Source organism: Saccharopolyspora sp. CA-218241, assembly GCF_050954615.1.
GTDB lineage: Bacteria > Actinomycetota > Actinomycetes > Mycobacteriales > Pseudonocardiaceae > Saccharopolyspora > Saccharopolyspora cebuensis.
On record NZ_CP191860.1, the window covers coordinates 2,148,964 to 2,165,144 of the forward strand.

13 protein-coding genes are annotated in these 16,181 nt (G+C 70.0%); 9 read left to right on the forward strand and 4 right to left on the reverse strand.

Features of this window, described 5'->3' with window-relative positions:
* Nucleotides 1-634: 634 nt before the first annotated feature.
* Together rfbH and ACQP0T_RS10535 are read right to left on the reverse strand one after the other, a co-directional pair.
* Entirely contained in the window at nt 635-1,936 is a 1,302-nt protein-coding gene (rfbH, locus tag ACQP0T_RS10530; protein WP_433872551.1) for a lipopolysaccharide biosynthesis protein RfbH, read from the reverse strand.
* A 49-nt stretch (nt 1,937-1,985) separates the two neighbouring features.
* On the reverse strand, nt 1,986-2,984 hold the full coding sequence (locus ACQP0T_RS10535; RefSeq protein ID WP_433872552.1) for a Gfo/Idh/MocA family protein: 999 nt from the start codon (nt 2,982-2,984) through the stop codon (nt 1,986-1,988).
* Nucleotides 2,985-3,344: 360 nt separating this feature from the next.
* On the opposite strand from ACQP0T_RS10535, the gene ACQP0T_RS10540 reads away from it, so the two are divergent.
* The 6 genes from ACQP0T_RS10540 (at nt 3,345) to ACQP0T_RS10565 (ending at nt 11,004) form a co-directional block, all read left to right on the forward strand.
* Nucleotides 3,345-4,544 (forward strand): DUF6004 family protein, encoded by a 1,200-nt coding sequence (locus ACQP0T_RS10540; protein ID WP_433872554.1) that lies wholly within the window; start codon nt 3,345-3,347, stop codon nt 4,542-4,544.
* A 137-nt stretch (nt 4,545-4,681) separates the two neighbouring features.
* Nucleotides 4,682-5,575: a methyltransferase domain-containing protein gene (locus ACQP0T_RS10545; RefSeq protein ID WP_433872556.1), complete on the forward strand. Its 894-nt coding sequence runs from the start codon at nt 4,682-4,684 to the stop codon at nt 5,573-5,575.
* A complete protein-coding gene (locus ACQP0T_RS10550; RefSeq protein WP_433872558.1) occupies nt 5,575-6,213 on the forward strand; it encodes a hypothetical protein in 639 nt (212 codons plus the stop codon). Before ACQP0T_RS10545 ends, ACQP0T_RS10550 begins: the two co-directional genes overlap by 1 nt.
* Before the next feature lie 14 nt (nt 6,214-6,227).
* Nucleotides 6,228-7,538 carry an ABC1 kinase family protein gene (locus tag ACQP0T_RS10555; protein WP_433872560.1) on the forward strand — a complete coding sequence of 437 codons (1,311 nt, stop codon included), beginning with the start codon at nt 6,228-6,230 and terminating at the stop codon, nt 7,536-7,538.
* 101 nt (nt 7,539-7,639) lie between these two features.
* The gene (locus ACQP0T_RS10560; RefSeq protein ID WP_433872562.1) at nt 7,640-9,397 is read left to right on the forward strand and encodes a hypothetical protein; all 1,758 of its coding nucleotides are present in this window, start codon (nt 7,640-7,642) and stop codon (nt 9,395-9,397) included.
* Complete coding sequence (locus ACQP0T_RS10565; RefSeq protein WP_433872563.1) at nt 9,394-11,004, forward strand: DUF6239 family natural product biosynthesis protein; 1,611 nt, start codon at nt 9,394-9,396, stop codon at nt 11,002-11,004. Before ACQP0T_RS10560 ends, ACQP0T_RS10565 begins: the two co-directional genes overlap by 4 nt.
* Nucleotides 11,005-11,121: 117 nt before the next feature.
* On the opposite strand, the gene ACQP0T_RS10570 is transcribed toward ACQP0T_RS10565, so the two are convergent.
* Complete coding sequence (locus ACQP0T_RS10570) at nt 11,122-12,258, reverse strand: nucleotide disphospho-sugar-binding domain-containing protein (protein ID WP_433872564.1); 1,137 nt, start codon at nt 12,256-12,258, stop codon at nt 11,122-11,124.
* Nucleotides 12,259-12,500: 242 nt separating this feature from the next.
* Between ACQP0T_RS10570 and ACQP0T_RS10575 the strand changes: the two genes are divergently transcribed.
* From ACQP0T_RS10575 to ACQP0T_RS10585, 3 genes are read left to right on the forward strand one after another with little or no spacing between them, the layout of a single operon-like run.
* Entirely contained in the window at nt 12,501-13,649 is a 1,149-nt protein-coding gene (locus tag ACQP0T_RS10575; protein ID WP_433873665.1) for a DegT/DnrJ/EryC1/StrS family aminotransferase, read from the forward strand.
* A gap of 56 nt (nt 13,650-13,705) precedes the next feature.
* Entirely contained in the window at nt 13,706-14,422 is a 717-nt protein-coding gene (locus ACQP0T_RS10580) for a class I SAM-dependent methyltransferase (protein WP_433873667.1), read from the forward strand.
* A gap of 20 nt (nt 14,423-14,442) precedes the next feature.
* Entirely contained in the window at nt 14,443-15,552 is a 1,110-nt protein-coding gene (locus tag ACQP0T_RS10585) for an acyltransferase family protein (protein WP_433872565.1), read from the forward strand.
* An 8-nt stretch (nt 15,553-15,560) separates the two neighbouring features.
* On the opposite strand, the gene ACQP0T_RS10590 is transcribed toward ACQP0T_RS10585, so the two are convergent.
* Nucleotides 15,561-16,112, reverse strand: a complete 552-nt coding sequence (locus ACQP0T_RS10590) for a glycosyltransferase (RefSeq protein WP_433872567.1) — start codon at nt 16,110-16,112, stop codon at nt 15,561-15,563.
* Between the last annotated feature and the right edge of the window lie 69 nt (nt 16,113-16,181).

The following is a 16,181-nucleotide window of genomic DNA, read 5'->3' on the forward strand; positions in this document are numbered from 1 at the left end:
GTGCCGGTCGATCGTGGTCGGGACAGCCGGGTTGACCGCTCGTTCCGCGGATCTGCCCTTGGTTGCCGCCGGGCAGGCGGCGATTCCCGCCGGAGCCCGTCCCGCTTCCCGCTGATCGTGGCGCACCGCGATGCCGGTTCCAGCCCGCTCGACCGAATTTCCGAACGGCGGGAAGCCGCGATCCGGCTCGCTCTCGATTACCGCTGCCCCGTCCGGGTTTCCTCAATCCCCAGAACGGGTTTCAAGGCGTGTTCTTCGTCATTTGGCGGATCCAGGGCGGGTTCAGTGCTCGGTCGTCGGCAGTTCACCCGGCCCCAGCGCACTTCGCGTGCAGCAGCTGTGATCGGCACTTGAACGATGCGCCATCGATCTCGCCATTCGGTCAACGACTCATTGCTGGAGGGCCAATGCAGTTCGGACGCAGTCACCATGTCCACCACATCGCGCAGTCGTGCGTGGGAAATGATCCTCCTGCCACCGCGCGCGACGATGGTTCCCGCCTGAACCGAGCGCTCGCGGGCGCTCGAGCACGGCATCACGGGTATCGACGACATCGTCGCGCCATTCACCGCCCGCCGACGAGGTTCCGTTCCTGTCGCTGCACCGCTGATCCCCGGCGACGGGCTCGACCACGTCACGTCCGCGCGCGGACGAAGGCGTGGAGCTCTCCCACCATGTACTCGATCATCCGGTCGTTGATCCCCGGGTACACGCCGAGGCAGATCGTTTGCTCGGTGGCGGCATCGCTGTGCTCCAGTTCCCCGGCGACCCGGTACTCCACCGAGTCGTAGGCGGGGTGGCGGACCAGGTTCCCGCTGAACAGGGCGCGGGTGCGGATTTGCCGTTGCTCCAGGTAGGACCGCAGAGCGGACCGGCCGAAGGGCGCGTCCGGTTCGACGGAGAGCACGAAGCTGAACCAGCTCGGATCGCTGCCCGGGGTGGCTTCGGGCATCCGCAGGCCGGGCAAGCCGTCCAGCCCGGTGCGGAGCCGATGCCAGTTCCGCTTGCGCCGCTCGCCGAAGTCGTCGATCTTCGCGAGCTGGCTGAGTCCGAGCGCGGCTTGCAGGTCGGTCGTCTTCAAGTTGTAGCCGAGGTGGGAGAAGATGTATTTGTGGTCGTAGCCCGGCGGTAGGGTGCCCACCTCGTAGCCGAATCGCTTCCGGCACTTGTTGTCCTCGCCGGGCTTGCACCAGCAGTCCCGTCCCCAGTCGCGGTAGGACTCCACGAGGCGGGCCAGCGCCAGGTCGTCGGTGGCGACGCACCCGCCTTCGCCCATCGTGATGTGGTGGGCCGGGTAGAAGCTCACCGTGCTCAGGTGTCCGAACGTGCCGGTCAGCTCTCCTCCGTATCGGGAGCCCACGGCATCGCAGTTGTCCTCGATCAGCCACAGTCCGTGGCGCTGCGCGAGTGCTGCGATCTCCGCCGCCTCGAAGGGATTGCCGAACGCGTGAGCCACCATGATCGCTCGGGTCCGCGGTCCGATGGCCGCCTCGACGTGCGCGGCCGTCGTGTTGTAGGTGCGGGGGTCGATGTCGACGAACACGGGGACGAGCTGGTTCTGCACGATCGGGTTCACCGTCGTCGGGAATCCCGCGGCGACCGTGATCACCTCGTCTCCTGGGCGGAGGCGACGGTCACCGAGCTCCCGTGCGGTCAGCGCCGTGAGTGCGAGCAGGTTCGCCGATGATCCCGAGTTGGTCAGCAGCACCCGCCGGACGCCGAGGTAGCGAGCGAAGAACCGCTCGAACTGCTGCGCGTACGGTCCGGCGGCGATGCGCAGGTCCAGGGCGGCAGCGACGAGCGCGGCGCGGTCTTCGGCGTCGAGCACCGCTCCGGAGGACAGGATCGGTGTGCTTCCGGGAACGAACTCCCCGCCTTCCTGCTCGGCGTGGTGCTCGCGCACCATGTCCAGGATCGCTTCCTGGTGGGATGCCACGGCTTCCTCCTCGGACGGGTTCGGCGACTGGTTCGGGGTGGACCAACCGTCATACCGGGATTTCGACGGCTCGAGCCCGCACCTTGTCGACGAGCCGGGCCTGGGCGAGCACGTCGGTGGCATCGTGAGCCGGAGGACGCCCGTCGAGCACCGCGTCCGCGAATGCGCGGAGGGAGGCTGCGAACTGGTCTTCCGCGTGCAGTGGGAGTTCCTCGACGTGCCCACCGCGCTCGATCCGGATGACCGGTCGTCGCGTCGGTGGAGGCGTGAACGCGCGGTCGAGCACCAACCGCCCTTCGGCTCCCCAGATGGAGTAGGCGCAGCGATAGGCGAACTCGAAGCCGAATGACACGTGCGCCACCGAGCCGAGGGCACCGCGCAGCAGCGCATGGCCGCTGAGGTCTACGCCGGTGCGCTGATCGACCCGGAGTGCGGCACCCGCCGGTTCCCATTCGCCGGGCAACAGCAACGCGGCGGCCCGCAGGGGGTACACGCCGAGGTCGAGCAGCGCGCCGCCGCCGAGGGCGGGGTCGTAGCGGAAGTCGGTGGGCGGCCGTGGTGGGATGCCGAATACCCCGGTCAGTCCGCGCGGCTGTCCGATCCGGCCTGCTGCGATGAGGCCGCGCACGGCAGCGTGCTGGCCGTGGTGCGCGATCATCATGTTCTCGACGAGCCAGCGGTCCTGCTCCCGGGCGAGCGCCAGCATGCGCTCGGCGGCGCCGGCCGAGGTCGCCATCGGTTTCTCGACCAGCACGTGCTTGCCCGCGCGCAGCGCGCGGCACGCCCACTCCTCGTGCAAGGCCGGGGGGAGCGGGAGGTAAACGGCATCGATGTCATCGCGGTCCAGCACGTGCTGGTAGTCGGTCACCGGCACACCGCCGAAGCGCGCGGCGAACTCGCGCGCCCGGCGCAGGTCCCGGCTGGCGAGCGCGGCCAAGCGCAAGCGCGGTTGGCCGCGCAGCGCTGGCAGGGTGCGGCGCCAGGCGATGTCGGCGCACCCCAGCACGGCCATCGAAACCGCACCGCGACCCCGGTCGTCCTCGGTCATGGCTCGTCCCGTCGTCGAGGCCGGGGCTCCCGCGCCCGGTGGTCCGAGATTAGCCGCCGTGGCGCCGGATTCCGAGGGGTCGGCGCACAATCGCAGTACATCGTTACGTGAAAATGAAGTGAGTTTCGTTGAATGCGTGTGGGGTGCATCGATGCTCCCGTAGGGCTATTGGTCGAGGGTACAGCGACCGGCAGATGGGTGAAGCGCCGTCCTGGTGGCGTCTCGTCGCCGACTCCCCGTTGACCGAGAGCTATAAAAAACTATACGTTGCTTCGCGTGGACGGGGCGATGCCCACGGAGCCCCGTCGCCGCAGTCGCCGGCTACCACGTCGCACTCGACAGACGCTGGAGGTGTCTGGATTGAGTTCCAGGGAGACCTACGAGTCGCTCAACATCGAGCCCAAGCCGATCCGCCCGCACATTCTCGCCGCCGCCACCGTGGTGTTCGGCGATGACTACTACGCGGGCCGGCGCGAGACCATCAACCTGTCCGGCTTCGTCCAGCTCAACAAGTGGCCGATGCCCGGGTTCACGCACAAGGTCGACGACGAGGGGTACGCGCAGTTCGGGCTCGAACTGATCAGCGCCCCCGAGGTCGGCATCAAGGGCTACAGCTACGAGCTGGACGACCGCATCCAGGTCCTGTCCAACCCGTTCCTGCCCAACAGCGGTCACGTGCGCCAGATCGTGCCGGGCAAGAACTTCCCGGCGGAGTTCTACATCCGCCGGTTCGGCATCCTGGAGTCGAGCACGATGCGGCTGGCGCACCGCAACGTCATCGACATCAACGGCGTGGTCGACAACGTCCCGCCGTTCAAGAAGCCGCTGACCGGACCGTACCTCGGCACCCCGCGCGGTGACGGCCCGTTCGAGGTCGTCCCCGCGCCGAACGTCGCTGGCGGCACGACGCTGCCCGAGGCGTGGTACCCGGCCGACGACGACAACCAGCCGGTCGGCCTCACCCCGAGCGTGTTCTTCGCGCCCAGCGCGGGCCCCTGCATGTCCATGCTGGTCGATCCGACGATGATCATGCAGGTCTCCTTGGAGGGTGCGATCGACGTCGAGGTCGGGGGCCGGACCGTCACCATCGACCTGGCCGGTGACTACAAGCAGGCCGCCGGCATCGAGATCCTGCTGTTCGGTCCCGAAAAGCACGGTGACGGACCGGGCATCCAGGCGCAGATCTCGCGGATCGCGGTGACCGGCCACAGCCACGAGCTGGGCGGCCGCGTGATGCTGCGGGCGAGCTGGCCGAAGGTCTCCGGTGGCACCCTGGGCGAGGGCACCGAGGACAGCCTCAGCCGCGTGAAGTTCCCCGGCGAGCTGCACGTGGACACCGAGTTCGAGCTGGTCACGCCGTCCGGTGTGCTCTACGCCGCCAACCCGGTGCACGTCAGCGGGCGGCTCAACGGCATGGAGGCCACCGGCACCGAGCTGCGCATGGGCGGTGCCGATGCTCCGCTGGTCACGACGGAGGACGAGGTCCGCGCCCGGCTCACCGGCGTCCGGCTGGCGATGCGCGACGCGCACGTCGGTGAGCACGCCGCGGTGAACGTCTGACCCTCGTTCGGCCGCTTGACGGGCCGCTCGCGCACCCGGTTTGGTTGCATTCCCGATAGCGGTGGCCTCCGCGAGGCCGGGCCCTCCCGGTTCATCCTCCGGGCGACCGGGAGGGCCGCACGTCGATTGGAGGGGGCATGGATCAGCGTTCGCTGGTCATGCACCAGGTAATGCTCGCCGACGGACCCCGGATGCGGGCCTACGACCAGGCGTTGGAACGCGCCGTGGAGCCGGGGGACGTGGTGGTCGACGTCGGAGCAGGGACGTTGGTGCTCGGCATGCTGGCGCTGCGGCACGGTGCCGAGCACGTCTACGCGGTGGAGGCCGACCCGGAGATGGCCGCGGTCGCCGAGCGCATCATCCGGGCCAACGACCTCGGCGATCGGATCACGCTCCTGCAGGGCGATGCGCGTGCCGTCCGGTTGCCCCGCAAGGCGGACGTGATCGTCTCGGAGATGATGGGCAACCTCGGTCCGGAAGAGCAGATGGCCGAGGTCGTGGGTGCGGTCGCACGGCGCAACCTCGCTCCTGGCGGACGGATCGTCCCGCAGCGGCTGGTCACTCGGTTCGCGGCCATCGAGTTCGACGCCGAGGGCTGGGGCGTGTGGCACGACGACCTGCTGGGCTTCCACCTGGACGTGGTCGCCGAATCGGTCCGCCCGGAAGCGCAACTGCACTTCTTCCAGCGCGACCCGGTGTTGCTGGGCGAACCGGTGGTGCTGGTCGACGGCGAGCTGGGCGAGCGTCCGGACGAGGTCCCGTCCGTGGTCCGGTTGCCGATCGGCCGGTCCGGCCGGGTGCAGGCGGTCATGGGCTACTTCGAGGCGGATTTCGGCGCCGGCGTCTCGCTGGCGAACTTCCCCTCCTACCCCGGGTGCAACTGGGCGGTGTGGATCTGGCCGGTGCGCAGCACCGACGTCGACGAGGGCGACGAGATCCGAGTGGTGGTGCACCGTCCACCCCGCACGCGTGGCGTCCGGGACGTCACCGGTTGGCGGCTCGATTGCGCGATCGGGCGGGGGAACGTCTGATGCCGTACGCGGTGGGTTCGGTCCGGGACATCCCGGTGCGGGCGTTGAAGCTGTGCGGACTGACCTGGTCCGGCGAGTTCCTCTGGTTCTCGGAATCGGTGCTCAAGCAGATCATGGCGGTGGACCCGCACACGGGAGCGATCGAGCACCGCCTCGACTGCGCGGACGTGCGCACGGACCTGACCACGTTGGGCGGAAACCTGGTCCAGGTGGCGGGGGAACGGCGCGACCTGCGGGTCATCCACCCGCAGACGGGTGCGGTCCTCGGCGAGCACCCGAACCCGCGGCCCGGCAACACCCTGTGCGGTCTGGAGGCCACCCGGGACGGGCTGTGGCTCGGTTATGAGGACCTGCGGGTGATCGACCTGCGGAGTCCGGTCGACTTCACGCTGATCGACACCTTCCGGGTCGAGCGCGGCGTGGCCGGGGTCACCGTGTCCGACGGGTACCTGGTGTACGCCGACTACCGCAGCGGGCTGATCAACCTCGTCGACATCGACAGCGGCCGCGAGGTCGCCGCGTACTGGGTGCACGGCAACCCCACCGGCCTCACCTGGGACGGTCGCAGGATCTGGTACTGCGACTACGCCACGTTCCAGCTCAGGGCCATCGAGGTGCCGGGCATCCTCAAGGGCTGACCGGAGGTTCCGCGATGACCACGTCCGAGGTGAGCGCTCCGATCGCCGACCGCATCCGGGCGGCGTTGCCGCGGCGCGCGTTCCGGGTGCTGGCCCTCGGCGTCGCGCACCTGGTCCCGGCGGCTGTCGCCGCGTTGCTGCTCGCCGTGGTGCGCGGGCGGGACGCCGCGCGGAGTTGCGCCTACCGGAGGCTGACCGCCCTGCTGGTCCGGCTCGGGCCGACGTTCATCAAAGCGGGTCAGGTGCTGGGCACCCGGCGCGATGTCCTGCCGCCCGCGCTCTGCGACGAGCTGTCCTCGCTGCAGGACTCCGCCGCTCCGATGGACCTGGTGCAGACCCGTCGTGCCCTGGTGGAGGCCTACGGCACCGCTCACCCCCCCGACTTCGCCCGGATCGACCACCGCCCCGTCGCCGCCGGGAGCGTCGCCTGCGTGTACCGCGGTGAGCTGCGGACCGGTGAGGTCGTCGCGTTGAAGCTGCGCAGGCCGGACGTCGCCCGGACCATGACCGAGGACCTGGCCCTGGTCCGCAGGGGCGCGGGGATCGTCGCGCGGCTGCCGGTGTTCCGCGGGCTCCCCGTGGTGGAAGTCGTCGGCAGCATGTCCGACGCCGTGCTGGGGCAGCTCGACTTCGTCCGCGAGTCGGAGAACCTGCGTCGATTGCGGGAGAACCTGTCCGTCGTGCCGCGCGTGTGGGTCCCGAAGGTCCACGTGGAGCAGTCGCGCCCGCGCTGCATCGTGATGGAGTTCGTCCCGGATCTCGATGCGCAGGCGGCGCAGCGCTGTTCCCCGGCCGCGCGCCGGAGGTTCGCGGCGTCCGGCCTCGCGGCGATCTACCAGATGATCTTCGTCGACGGCTTCGTGCACTGCGACATGCACCCCGGCAACCTGTACTTCACCGCGAGCTCGCAGGTGGTGGTGCTCGACGCCGGGTTCAGCGTGCGGCTCAGCGAACGCCTCCGCCGGCTGTTCGCGGAATTCTTCATGAACATGTCGACCGGCAACGGGGACAAGTGCGCCGAGATCGTGGTGCGCAGCGCGGCCGGGACCGGCCCCGAAGCCGATCTCGACGGGTTCCTCCGCCGCATGTCCGACCTGGTGCGGCGCAGCCACGGCCTGCCCGCCAGGGACTTCAGCCTGATCGCCTTCGCGGGGGAGATGTTCGACCTGCAGCGGAGGTTCGGCGTGCACGCCGCGCCGGAGCTCATCTTCCCGCTGCTGTCGCTTCTGGTCATCGAAGGGACCATTCGCGATCTCGATCCCGGGATGGACTTCCAGGAGGCCGCCAAGCCGATCCTGATGCGCGGTCTCTTCGGCGCGAAGTAGCCCAGCCCCGTTGGTGGGCGACGTGCGGATCTTGTCCAGACGATCTCAGTTAGGTATAGTTTTTTAAACTGAAGCCGGTCGTCCTTTCGGGGGAGAGTCCCGTGTCCGCATTGAACTCGATACGCCGACTGCCCACCAGGGCGATCATCGCCGCGCTGCTGCTAGTTCTGGTGGCCGCTCTGTTGACCCACGTCGGGCGCGATGCACGAGCCGACGTCCTGACCCGGAGTTCGAGCGTCATCGGTTCGGACGGCGAGGAATACCGCGCGACCAACCACCTCGTGCCGCTTCCCGAGTCGAAACATCCCCGCGAGTACCTCCTGACCTGGGCCGGGGACGCCGAAAACGCCACCGGGACCGACCCGGACTTCCTCGCCGTCATCGACGCCACCGCCGGTTCCCCCACCTACGGGGACGTGGTCAACACCGCGGTGCTCAGCCCGCAGGTCGGCAGCGAGCCGCACCACATGCAGTACCTGTGGCACAAGGGCGACAAGGTCTTCGCCGGGGCGATGTTCAGCGACACGGTGTTCGTGCTGGACGTGACCGCGTTGCCGGAGGTCCGGATCTCCGGTGTCAACCTCGGCCAGGACACCCCCTGCGGTTCGGTGCCGGACGCCTTCTGGACCTTGCGGGACGGCACCGCCTACGCGTCCTACATGGGCGGTCCGGACGTCGCGGGACCGTGCACCTACACCAACGGTGAGGTCCGGTACGGCAACGGCTTCGGTGGCTCCCCCGGTGAGGTCGTGCGGATCGGCGAGAACGGTGAAACGCTGGCCGAGATCCCCGCGCTCCCGAAGGGCGGGGACGACCCGGCGGCGTGCGGCAACGTCCCGCCGCTGCCCCAGCCGGCCTGCGCCAACCCGCACGGCATCCAGGCTCGCGAAGACCTGAATCGCCTGATCGTCAGCGACTTCGCCGAAGTGCGCAACTACCTGGACCCGGACACGGTCCAGCTCGATCCGAAGCTGCTGCGCCCCACGGTCCGGATCTTCGACATCACCGATCGCAACGACCCCGCGCTCACGTCGGTGTCATACCTCCCGGACGGGCCGCGCGTGGACGAGCCGCCCTTCGAGGAGAGTCGCATGGTGATGGAGACCACCGTGACCAACCTGCCGTGGAACCGCGGTGCTTTCGCCAGCACGATGGGTGGCGGTGCCACCTACTACACCCCGGACATCACTGTCGCGGAACCGGAGTGGCGGCAGGTGTTCGACAACAGCACCGCCTACCGGCAGATCGACCCGACCGGAACGCTGACCGGCCAGCTCAGTGGCGGGAGCTGGTTGCAGACCAGCCCGGACGACCGCTATCTCTTCCACGCGGTGATGGGATCGGATCCGCGGCTGACCCCGGAGCAGAACAGCGGGATGGTGTTCGTACTCGACATCCGCAAGCTCATGGCGGCCGGGGACCGGACGCAGTGCCGCATCGACGAGATCGAGGAGGTCACCGATGGCGGCGCCGAGTGGGACTGCCCCGCACTGGTCGACGTGCAGCAGATCAAGGGCGGCGTCGGAGGCGAGAAGGGCCGGGTCGGCGTCGGTCCGCACTGGGGTGCGATGGACAACTTCCGGCTCGGCCTGGACGGTCGCTACGTCGAGACCTCGCAGGTCCGGCGGATCGCCACCTCGAACTACTTCGTCGCGCAGACCGGCATCGACGGCGACCACAAGGTGTGCATGACCGACTTCTCGCCTTGGCGCGGACTGGACCTCGACGAGGATTTCCGCGACGAGGTGGAGGGGACGCCGTGCGTGGACTTCGACCGTGAGCGGTGGCCGCACGGAGACTTCGGCTCGGCGCAGCCGCACGGAGTGCTGTTCGCGGTGCCTGAGAAGGACCTCCGTTGAGGTTGCTCTCCGCTGCCGGGGTCCACGACTGGTCCCCGGCGGCGTTGGCCGCCGCAACGCACGACCACGGTGGGGCCTCCCCGCTGGAACCGTGGCGCGTTTTCGTCGAATGCGCGGTGGTCCTGGCAGTGGTCGTGGTGGTCGGGGCCACGCTGCTGCGCCCGTTCACCGGGACCTCGGGCAGGTGGAGCGCGTTGCCGGCCGCGGTGGCCGGCGTGACCGGGACGGCATGCCTGCTGGTGCTCCTCGGGACCAATGCGCGGCTCCCGTCCGCGATGCCACCGCCGGCGGTCGGTGCGCTTGGGGTGGGGCTGGCGCTGATCGCGCTCGTGACTGCCGCCCTACCGGACGCCCGGCGCCTCGGTCGGTCCGCGGCGTGGGTGGCGCTGGTGTGCGCGGCGGTAGCTCTGTTCCTGCTGGTGAGCAGCCTGCTCGCTCCCGTCGCGCCGGGGCAGCGCACGATGTGGTGGCAAGCCGGAACGCTGCTCGGCATCGCGGCCCTCGGCTGGTCGGCGGTCAGCCGGACCCGGTCCACGGCTCTGCGCCGGACCACGCAGGCCCAAGCCGCCGTGCTCTCCCTCGCCTTGCTGGCCGGCCTCACCCCGGGTGCGGGGATCGCCGGTGAGCCGCCACCTCCCGGGTTCGCGCTGTCCGCGCGGGTTGCGGTCGGCGAGCGGCGGGTCGAGATGCTCGTGGTGCCGCACCGGCCGGGGATCAACCTGGTGCATTCGCCGGAGCCCGGACTCGCGGTGTCCGTCGGCGCGAAGCCTCCGGTACCGCTGCGGAGCAAGCCGGGCGCGGACGGGGGTTGGGCGCTCGTCAGGCTCCCGGAAGGCGCCGGGAGCCTGCAGGTGCACGCTGCGGACCAGGTGGGTTTGTTGCCCTTCGACGCGGGACGGTCGGGACCGGGGCTCGCGGTGGCGGAATCGGGCGGTGCGGAGTGCGCGAGCGTTGCGCTCGGTTCCCTCGTCGGTGGCGCCACCAGGCCATTGGTGGAGTGTCCCGACGCACGTCTGGGAGGGGCCGACCGGGCAGCGCTCGATGCCGTGGTCTCGTTCCTCGCCGCGCGCGGTATTCGGGCGCTCGCCGTGGCGGGAGGTTCCGCGCCCCGGTCGGTGGCCGCGGACGCGGTGGTCCGGGCCGCGAGCACCCGGCACGGGATCGACGTGCTTTATCCCGGGGCCGAGCGGGTGCCGCTGCTCATCGTCGGGGGTTGGTCGGAAGCCGAGGAGGTGCTGTCCGGAGTCGCCACCGGAGCGCTGCGGGCGGAGGGGGCCTACCTCGCACCGTGGCTGTTCGCCGATCCGCTGCTGCGCATCCCGGCCGGGCAGCTCATCCCCCTGAGCCTCGACCCGAAAGCCCCGGACGCGCAGCGCTACCTGGCCGAACTGCAGGAGCACGCGCCCGGCGCGACCCCGACCTGGTCGGGCTACCGCGCATGGCGCGCGGTGCGGGACGACGAGTCGCGGCGGCCCTTCCGGATGTACGCGACGTCGCTGGTCAGCCTCGATTTCGGCGGCAGATCGCACCACGGGGAGGGGGCCCGGTGGTTGCCGGGTGGGGCGGCGACGCCGGTGTCGGGGTCGCTCGTCCCGGACACCGGCTGACCGGTCCGGGCGACGGCCGCCTCCCTCCGGCGTCGCACGTCAGGAGTCGTCGACCACCTCGGCGACGCGACCGCCGATGCCGTGCCGCCCAGCGCGGTGGGAACACCTCCCGGTGCGTCAGGACGCGAGTTCGACGAGTCCCGGCACGACCTCGGCGGGCGTCGGCAGTCCGTGCATCTCGGTACGCACCTCGCCGGTCGCCAGGCGCATCTGCTCATCGGAGAGCAGTCGTTCCACGGTGCCGACGTCGACCTCGTCCTCCAGTGCGATCATGCCGACCCCGCGGTGCCGCACCCCGGGGCCCACCGTCTTGTTGCCCATCGACTGAGGGGGCAAGGCCAGCAGTTGCGGGATCCCGGCGTCGATCGCCGCCATCGCCGTCATGCTCCCGCCGTGGTGGATGATCGCCGTGCACCCGCGCAACAGCACGTCGAGGGGCGTCCACCCGATCACCCGGACGTTGGCGGGCAGGGCGGGCAGCGGCCCATCGGCCGCGGCGCCCAGCGCGAGGATGAACTCGGCGTCCACCTGGGACGCCGCCTCGATCGTCGCCGCCATCGGCCCCAAGCCGTCGGTACCTGGCTTGGTGCTGCCCATGGTGATCGCGATGCGGGCGCGGTCGGGGGGTGCGGGTGACGGGTCCTCCAGCGCGGTTCCGCCGGTGAAGGGCAACTCCCGGAGGAAGTCACCCTCCGGCGTCGGGAACGGCAGCATGCTCGGGGGGACGTACTCGAAGATCCGCGCCGGCGAGGGCAGCTCGGCGGTCCGGATCCGGGCGTGCACGTCCGGCATCCGCGAGCAGGTCGCCTGGTGCAGCTCACCGGTGCGGATGAGACCGAGGTTGCGCTGCACGGCGGGGACACCGAGGTGTGCCGCGGTAATCAAGCCGTACGTGGCGGTCTGTTCGTAGACCACCAGGTCGGGCCGCCACCGTTCGGCGAGGTCGAGCGTGCGGTCCAGGAACGGGCGGTTAAGCAGGGCGTTGGCCACCGAGAGGGCTCCCGGGTCGTCACCGAGCGGATCCGCCCAGATCGCGGCGAGTTCCGGTTCGTCCTCGATGGCCTTGCCGAGGATGGCCATCCCGTCGAAACCGGGCGCGACATCCACGACCTGGAGGCCGGTGGTCCTGGCCTGGTCGAGCTGTTCGGCGAAGGTCACCAGGACTTCGTGACCGGCGGCGCGGAAGGCCCAGGCCAGCGGAACGAGCGGGAACAACTTGCTGATTCCGTCGGTGGAGCTGATCAGCACGCGCATACTTGGGCGGTCCTCTCGGTGTCTCCTCGTGACTCGTCGTACGGGATGCTAACCGTTGTGCAAACCACCTGTCATCGACGGAACGGGCCGCGTTCTGCGTTGGTGTGCAGAGCGCGTGGTGCGGAGGGGAGTAGCAGGATTCTGGTGCGCTCAGCGAACTTAGTGTTACTATAGAAAAGATTAACTAGTGTCCTCTTCGAATCGCCCCTCGTCCCGGTCCAGGAGGTCATCCCGTGATCAACATGTTCCAGCCGTCACTGGGGGATGAGGAACTCGCCGCGGTGCGGGAGGTATTCGAGACCTCCTGGGTGGGCAAGGGAACGCGGGTCCAGCGGTTCGAGCAGGAGTTCGCCGAGCACCTGGGCGTGGGCGCCGAGCACGTCACCACGATGAATTCGTGCACCGAGGCCGCCTACCTCGGGCTCGAGATGGCGGGAGTGGACGGCGACTGCGATGTCGTGCTGCCGACGGTGAGCTTCGTCGGGATCGCCAACGCCGCCGCCGCGCACGGTGCCCGGCTGGTGTTCTGCGACGTGGACCCGAGGACGTTGAATCCCACGGTCGAGGATGTCGAGGCCGCACTCACCCCGAAGACCCGGGCCGTGATCGTGATGCACTACGGGGGTTACCCCGGAGACATCGCCGAGATCGCACGGCTCTGCCGCGACCGCGGCATCTTCCTGGTCGAGGACGCCGCCTGCTCGGTGGCCTCCCGCGCGGACGGCACGGCCTGCGGGGTATTCGGCGACTTCGGTGCGTGGAGTTTCGACCACGGCAAAATCGCCGTCACCGTGGACGGCGGGATGTTCTACGCCCGGGACCCGGAGCACGTCGCGCGGGCGGCGAAGCGAGCCTACTTCGGAATGGAGCAGGTCAGCGGATACTCGCAGGCCCAGCGCACCGACAGCCGGTGGTGGGAGTTCGAGGTTTCGTCGTTCTCCCGGCGGGCCACCATGAACGACGTGTTCGCGGCCATCGGTTCAGTGCAGCTGCGCAGATTGGGCGGCTTTCTGGACCGCCGCCGGGAGATCGTGGCGCACTACGACGACGTGCTGGCCGACGTGGCGGGTATCGTCCTGCCTCCGGAGCTGCCCCAGGACCACCGCCACTCGTACTATCTGTACTGGGTGCAGATGGACGAGCGGATCCGCGATGCCGTGGCCGCCGACCTCTACCAGCGCGGGATCTACACGACCTTCCGGTACCCGCTGCTGCACCGGGTGGCGATCTACCGGTCCGACGCCCGGCTGCCGAAGGCGGAGAGGGCGGCGGAGGCAACGTTGAACCTGCCACTGCACCAAGCGCTCAGCGATGCCGATCTCGACCTGATCACGGGCTCGCTGCGGGACCGGGTGTTCACGCGCACCGCCGGGCTCCCTCGTCCGGCCTGACGTCACCCGGCGGAGGGAGAACAGTGTTGGGGGCAGCGGACGAGAACGACCTGCCGGTGGACCCGTTCGGTCCCGAGGTCAGCGCGGTCTACGACCTGTTCTACCGAAATCGGGGCAAGGACTTCGCGGCTGAGGCCGAGGCGGTCGCCGAGGTCGTCACCGCGCGAGCCCGGGACGCGAACGCGCTCCTGGACGTGGCGTGCGGGACGGGCGAGCACCTCCGCGCGCTGCGCGGTTCTTTCGCCCGGGTCGAGGGGGTCGAGGTGTCACCGGACATGCTGGCGATCGCGCGGTCGAAGCTTCCGGGGGTCCCGGTGCACCGTGCCGACATGCGCGACTTCGAACTGGGACGGCGCTTCGACGCTGTGTGCTGCCTGTTCAGTTCCGTTGGCTACCTGGCCACGGTGCGCGATCTCGATGCCGCGATCGCGCGGATGGCCGCGCACCTGCGACCGGGCGGAGTGCTCGTGGTCGATCCGTGGTGGTTCCCGGATCGGTTCCTCGACGGCTTCACCAGCGAGTCCACCGTGAACGAAGGTGAGCAGGAAGTTCGTCGCCGGTCCCGCTCCACTCGGGTGGGCGACGTGGTGCGGCACGAGGCGCACTACGCGGTCGCGGACCCGACCGGCACCCGGTCCTTTGCCGCCATCCAGTGGATCACCCTGTTCACCCGGACCGAGTACATTTCTGCGTTCGCCCGGGCGGGCTGCGCAGTGGAGCACCTCGAGGGTTTCATGTCGCAGCGAGGTCTGTTCGTCGGCATTCGGGCTTGAGGGCCTTGGCCGGGGACGACATGGCAGGCGAGGCCCGCGACCCTGGACTGGACGGCCTGCGGGGTGCGGCGGTCCTGCTGGTCGTCCTGTTCCACCTCCAGGTGCTGGAGTTCGGGTGGCTCGGCGTCAGCCTGTTCTTCGTCATCAGCGGGCACCTGATCACGAGGACCCTGATGGCCCGCCGGGAGCTCCGGCCGCTCGTCCGGCTCCGCGACTTCGCCCGCAACCGCGCGCTGCGGCTCGCGCCTCTGTACCTGCTCTGTTGCGGCCTGGTCACGGCCGCGGCGCTGATCAGCGGCGACCCGCGCATCCAGGACGACCTGCTGGCGCTGTGGACCTGGACCTTCAACCTGCGACCGCTGGACCCCGGCTTCACGCCCAACACCTTCGACGTCTACGACCCGATGTGGTCGATCGGGGCCGAGTCGCAGATCTACCTGCTGTGGGCGGTGGCGGCGTTGCTGCCCCGGCGGCAGTTTCAGCGGCTCGTCCTGGGGCTGATCTGCCTCGGACCGCTAGCCCGGGTGGCGCTCGCCGGGGCGAGCTCGGGGGCGGGGGTGCGGAGCGAGTTCCTGCTCCTCGCGGTCTTCTCCTCGCCCGTGACCTACCTCGATGCCTTCGCCTGGGGTGCCTGCACCGCTTTCCCCGAGCTGCGGGCTCGGTGGGCGCGGTATGCGCCGCTGGTCCTGGCGATGAGCGGGATCGTGCTGGCAGGGACGGTCGTACATGCCGCGTGGCTCACCGGAAGACTTCCGCCGGACCTGGCCCTACCGGTCCTCCTCGCCGACCGGGGCGGGTGGGTCTGGCAGTACTCGGTCGTCGCGGCTCTGTTCGCCGCCGCAGCGTTCCATGCAGTGCGGGGCGGGCGCTTCCAGCGAGTGCTCGCCAACCGCCTCCTGGTCCGCGCTGGTGTCCTCTCCTACAGCGTCTACCTGCTGCACACGCCGATCGTCTGGCTGTTCGTGGACGTGTGGTCCGGTGGGTCCGAGGCACCGTGGAGCGCGGTCGGCATCATCGCGGCGGTCGGTGCGCTGGTCGTCATCGCGGTCGTCGCCGAGCTCGCTCACCGCTTCGTCGAAGTGCCCTTCTTCCGCTGGAAGCGTCGACCGCTGACCGATGCGGCCGGCTGACCGGTGGATCAGCCGGCGAGCCCGACGATCCGTGCCGCCATGTCGGCAGGAGAGGGGAGCGCGGCCAGCTCGCGCCGGACCGCGGCCGCCCCCGCCCGGAGGGCGTCGTCGGCGACCAGTTGCCCCAGTGCCTCCGACGAGACTTCGCCCGGGGGCGCGGACAGGCCGATCCCGCGCTCGCGGACGGCGTCGGCGATGCGGGGACTGCTCTGGTCCCCGGGGTGCGGGACCACCATCTGGGAGGTGCCCGCGACGACCGCGGCGCTCACCGCACCGGCATCACCGTCGTGCACCACGCCCGCACAACCGGCGTAGAGCACGTCGGTGGGCAGCCACCCGGTGCGTCGAACGTTGGGCGGCAACTCGCCGAGTGCACCGTCGTCCTGCACCGCCAGCAGGAAATCGGCGGGGATCGAGGCGGCCGCGGGCAGCAGGGCCTCGACCCAGTCGAACCCGAACGTCCGGCATCCCGCCGCGGTGATCGCCACCCTGGGCCGTTCCGGCGCGCCGGCCGGATGTTCCGAGAGCACGCCGCCCGCGCTCGGCGCGGTGTCCCGCATGCACCACCCCTCGGGGCACCGGCGAGCATGCTCGGCGGGAAGGACTCGATGGTCGCCGCAGGCGCGCTC

Bases quoted from the DNA above. Each gene is read 5' to 3' on its own strand.
- ACQP0T_RS10570 (WP_433872564.1), bottom strand. From the start codon at position 12,258: ATGCGCGTGCTGATCAGCTCCACCGACGGAATCAGCAAGTTGTTCCCG.
- ACQP0T_RS10590 (WP_433872567.1), bottom strand. From the start codon at position 16,112: ATGCGGGACACCGCGCCGAGCGCGGGCGGCGTGCTCTCGGAACATCCG.
- ACQP0T_RS10545 (WP_433872556.1), top strand. From the start codon at position 4,682: ATGGATCAGCGTTCGCTGGTCATGCACCAGGTAATGCTCGCCGACGGA.
- ACQP0T_RS10550 (WP_433872558.1), top strand. From the start codon at position 5,575: ATGCCGTACGCGGTGGGTTCGGTCCGGGACATCCCGGTGCGGGCGTTG.
- ACQP0T_RS10585 (WP_433872565.1), top strand. From the start codon at position 14,443: ATGGCAGGCGAGGCCCGCGACCCTGGACTGGACGGCCTGCGGGGTGCG.
- ACQP0T_RS10575 (WP_433873665.1), top strand. From the start codon at position 12,501: ATGTTCCAGCCGTCACTGGGGGATGAGGAACTCGCCGCGGTGCGGGAG.
- ACQP0T_RS10555 (WP_433872560.1), top strand. From the start codon at position 6,228: ATGACCACGTCCGAGGTGAGCGCTCCGATCGCCGACCGCATCCGGGCG.
- ACQP0T_RS10535 (WP_433872552.1), bottom strand. From the start codon at position 2,984: ATGACCGAGGACGACCGGGGTCGCGGTGCGGTTTCGATGGCCGTGCTG.